Genomic DNA, 4,446 nt, shown 5'->3' with positions numbered 1-4,446 from the left:
GTGGTCCGCCTGGCCGCCGCACACGCCGTCGGCGGCCTGCGCAGCCCCGCCGCCGTGACCCGAGCCCGCGTCTGGGCCGGCCGCGACGACCTGCTCGGCGAGGTCGCCGTGCGGATACTGGCCGGCGCCGGCGAGAGCACCGACGGCCCCGTCCTGATCGACGCGCTGCGCGCCCGCGTCACCGACGCGACGTGCGCCGGCGACCCGATCGCCGACCAGGCCGGACACTTCCGGTTGTGCGACCTCGTCGCCGGGATAGGGCGACTGGCCCTGGTCGAAGCCGTCGACCTCGTCCGCGACGTCTATCGCGACGCCGCCTCCGCCGGGCTGCGCGCTTGCGCCGTGGAGAGCCTCGCGCGCATAGAGCCCTCGTTCGCCGTCGGGACCGCCGTGGAAGCCCTGTGGGACTGCCAGGCCGACACGCGACTGATCGCCGTGCGGCACGTCGACGCCCGACGCCCCGACGCCGCGATGCGCCTGCGCCGACTCGCGGCCGACCCGGCCGAGTACGACGAGGTCCGCTCCGTCGCCAGGGCCAGGCTGAGCGAGATGTAGGGTCGGACGCCGGCACCGGCGCACATCCGCGCCCACGGCGCCGCTCACGGATCGGGGTTCGGGCCATCCGGGTGGGCGGACGCCGAAGGTGTCGGGCGAACGTCCTAGGCTCTACTCCCATGACCGTTTCCGCCCGAGCCGTCCTGCCCGGGGTGCCGCCGCCGACCCACGATCCGGCGGACGCCCCCGGCGAGGCTCCCCGCTTCGCGCCCTCGGGCGCGGCGACGCACCGCTCCGGGGTGACCGAGGAGGGCCTCGCGCGCCGGCTCAAGGCCCTCGCGTGCACCGCCCCCCTGCACGACCTGGAGGCGCGCAAGGCCAACCTGGCGGGCGAGTACACGGTCTACGCGATGGCCGAGCTCGGTCTGACCGCGATCGACCTGGTCACGGTCACGATGGACTTCGACACCGGGGCCGACCACGACGAGATCGTCGCCCGCCTGCGCCCGCGCGTCGCCGCGCAGGCACCCGGCCGCGACCCGGCGGAATACGAACGGGTCGCCCGCTGGGTCTTGGAGAACCTGATCAACGTCGGCAGCGTCGACCGCGGCTTCCGCGCGGTCTACGGCATGTGGACCCGCGAGGGTGAATACATCCGGCGCGACTACGACTTCAAGCTTCTCGAAGAGGTCCCCGGACCCGACGGACACATCTTCCTGCGCGCCACCGACGAGGCGATCAACGTCCTGGTCGGCGCGCTGGACACCGACGTCACCAGCGCGCAGATCGCCGCCGACGTCAAACTCGAACACCTGATCCGCCGCGGCCGGCTCGCCGAGGCCCGCTTCGCCGCCGAACAGGCCCGCTACCGCACCGTGCAATACGCCGAGACGCTGCGCCGGGCCCTGGACGCGACCCGACGCAACGTGCGCGCGGTGGACTGGGTCCAGGCGGTGCCCGACCTGATCGACGAGGCTTTCGACCACGTCGCCGACCGCTACCGGCACGAGAACGCGATCCTGATCAACATCCGCCGCGCCCGCGACGAGGCCGAGGAAAGCGAGCGCAAGCGCGGCGCCGCCGAACTCGTCGACATCGTGCAGGACTGCATCCGCCGACACACCCAGTTGCAGACCCGGCTGATGGAGGCCGGACCGCTGTTTCGCGCCGAGCAGGACCGGCAGGCGTTCGCCGCGCCCACCACCCGCACCGGACTCGACCTGTACGGGCAACTGCTGCGCCCACTCCTGGAGTTGCCGGTCGCCGACGGACGCCGGGTCACCGACGCCTTCTTCGCCGCCGGTACCGGCCTGCGCACGCCGGTGGCGGTGCGCCTGCACGACCTCACCGAACTGCTGCTCACCCCACCCGCGCCGCGCGACCACCTCGGCGCCGAGATCCTCGAACCCGACGTCTCGCTCACGCCCGACGACAGCCGCTACACCGAGCGCCAGCACGACGCCGCCATCGCGTTGCTCGACGTGCCGCACGACGCGCCGCGGCGGTTGTCGGGGCTGCTCGCCCAGGCCCGCGAAGCCGACCCCGACCTCGGCTACCTCGTCGCGCTGCTCGCGTTCCACGCCGCGTCGCCGCCGGTGGGCACCGCGCTGCGGCAGGGCGATCGCACGCTGCTGGTGGCCGTGGACGACGGCACCGAACTGGACGACCCCGAGGTCGGCGGCGCCGACCTGATCATCGGCACCGCACTGCTCGCCGTCGCGCGACCGGAACAGGAAGACAAGGCTCCCGCATGACCGAGACCACCACCGACGCCGCGCCGATCACCTCGGCCGACGTCGGCGACGCGGCGCGCCTGGTCGCGTTCGGGCTCCAGCCCAAACTGCTGCCCGCGCGCGACGCCGAATACGCCGAGTTGATCCGCCGGCACCGCGAGGATCCGCGTTTCGCGACCCTGGCGGCGGCCGTCGCGGCGGGGCTCGGCCTCGTCGTCCTGGAGGTGTCGTCGCGCGCCGGGATGGCGGTCACCGCCGCCGAGGACTCGGTGTTCGCCGTCCGCATGGGCGACTACGCGCGCCGGGCCGGGACCGAGTCCACCGATCGCTTCCTGCACGGGCTCGCGCACCTGGCGGTCGCCGCGATGGCGTTCCCGCGCCCCGAGGACCTCGCCGACGACGCCTACGTGGGCCGCTTCAGCGTGCACGGCGTGGACGCGTTCGTCCGACAGGCGTGTCGCCGACTGGAGGAACGCGCCGAACGCGACGGCGAGATCAGCGACCCGGCGGTCGACGAACCGGGCCTGGAGGCCGCGTGGCGGGTCTACGCCCGGCGCAGCGCGACCGGGGCCACCAAGGACGCGCGCCGGCTCGCGGCGTCCACGGTGGGCATCGTCGCCAAGGCCGTCGCGTTCCTGGTCGACTCGGGCTTCCTGCAACGGGTTTCCGACGACGGCGGCGGCACGTATCGCACCACCGCGCGCTACCAACTCCAGGTACGTGACACGGCCGGCTCGGCGGCGATGTCGGAGCTGCTGGAACTGGGCGTGGTGACCGTCACCGACGGCAGCCCCAGCCTGCTCGCGGCGGCCGGCGACCACGGGGAGTTGGCGCCGGGGGCCGGGTTGCCCTTCCACGGGGTGTGATCAGGGTGGGCCGCGCGCGGGGTGATCCGGGCGGGCCCGTGTTCCGCACGTGCGTTGCCGCCGGGTTCGCCGCTCGTTCGACAGTCGTCCGGGTGCCCGTTCGGCCGTGCGTCCTGCGGGTCGCCTCGCTGTTCGCCGTTCGTCCTGTGGGTCGCCTCGTTGTTCGTCGTGCGGTCCGTCCCCGGGCTCGTCTCGCCGTTTGTCCTACCGTGGTTGTCCCGCGGGTCGCCTCGCTGTTCGTCGTGCCGTCGGTCCCGAGGCTCGTCTCGCCGTTCGTCCTACCGTTCGTCCTGTTGTTCGTTCTCCCGTCACGCGCTTCGATCAGAGAGATTTGACCGCCGATGTACGAGCTGTCCCGGGTCCGCCTGTTCTCGATCGGGCCCGCCGGTGCGCGCTACGCCGACACCGTGCTCGACCTGCGCGGGGTCGGTGCGCCCGTGCCCGATCCGGCTCCCCGGCAGGCGCAGCTGTTCGAGGGCGAAGCGGTCGGGCCGCCGCGCCGGCCCGCGCCCGCGGGTGTGCTGTTCCTGGAGAACGGCGGTGGCAAGTCCGTCCTGCTCAAGCTGATCTTCTCGGTCATGCTGCCGGGCCACCGCAACACGCTCGGCGGTGCCAGTACCGGAGTACTGCGCAAGTTCCTGCTCGCCGACGACTGCGGACACGTCGCGCTCGAATGGCAGCACGTGCTCACCGGCGAGACGGTCGTGGTCGGCAAGGTCAGCGAATGGCGCGGTCGCCAGGTGTCCTCGGACCCACGCAAGTTCGCGGAGAGTTGGTACTCCTTCCGGCCGGGCCCCGGGCTCGACCTCGACGGGCTGCCCGTACAGGTCGGCGGCCGGCGGCGGACGATGCGCGGCTTCCGGGACGCGATGACCGAACTACACAAGGCGTATCCCGACGTGGACGTGGTGTGGGAGGAGATCCACGACCGCTGGATCGAACACCTGAACGCGCTCGGCCTGGACCCCGAACTGTTCCGCTACCAGCGGGAGATGAACGCCGACGAGGGTGAGGCGGCCGGCCTGTTCGCGGTCAAGAACGACGCGGACTTCGTCGACCTGCTGCTGCGCGCGGTCAGCGACACCGCCGACACCGACGGGCTCGCCGACCTCGTCGACGGGTTCGCCGTCAAACTCGCACAGCGCGCCGAGTTGACCGCCGAGCGGGACTTCGTCGAGGGCGCGGTCGAATTGCTCGACGCGGTGGGCGAGGCCGCAGCACGACGCACCAGGGTGCGGGCGGTGCATCGCGGCGCCGAGGACACCGCGCGCGGGCTCGGGCGCGAGTTGGGCGCCCGCGCGGAACTGGAGCGCGAGCGCACGGCCGAACTGGCGCGGCGGGCCGCCGAGTCC

Annotated in this window: 2 protein-coding genes and 2 pseudogenes; all 4 read left to right on the top strand. The window is 73.1% G+C overall.

Annotated features, from left to right (window positions below; all coding sequences use genetic code 11):
• A pseudogene (locus GT354_RS00655) lies at positions 1 to 555 on the top strand (HEAT repeat domain-containing protein); the annotation flags it as partial.
• Positions 556 to 674: 119 nt separating this feature from the next.
• Positions 675 to 2,249, top strand: coding sequence for a hypothetical protein (locus tag GT354_RS00650; protein ID WP_202511397.1), 1,575 nt, complete (start codon positions 675 to 677; stop codon positions 2,247 to 2,249).
• Positions 2,246 to 3,094, top strand: coding sequence for a hypothetical protein (locus GT354_RS00645; protein ID WP_161354161.1), 849 nt, complete (start codon positions 2,246 to 2,248; stop codon positions 3,092 to 3,094). Before GT354_RS00650 ends, GT354_RS00645 begins: the two co-directional genes overlap by 4 nt.
• A 341-nt stretch (positions 3,095 to 3,435) precedes the next feature.
• Positions 3,436 to 4,446: pseudogene (locus GT354_RS00640) on the top strand (hypothetical protein); the annotation flags it as partial.

It is taken from the genome of Streptomyces sp. SID3343 (assembly GCF_009865215.1).
In the GTDB taxonomy this organism is placed as follows: Bacteria; Actinomycetota; Actinomycetes; order Streptomycetales; family Streptomycetaceae; genus Embleya.
The sequence above is the reverse complement of the archived record's forward strand: the minus strand, read 5'-3'. Positions and strand labels throughout refer to the sequence as shown.

Excerpts from the sequence above, each read along its gene's own strand:
- GT354_RS00645 (WP_161354161.1), top strand. The coding sequence starts at position 2,246 with ATGACCGAGACCACCACCGACGCCGCGCCGATCACCTCGGCCGACGTC.
- GT354_RS00650 (WP_202511397.1), top strand. The coding sequence starts at position 675 with ATGACCGTTTCCGCCCGAGCCGTCCTGCCCGGGGTGCCGCCGCCGACC.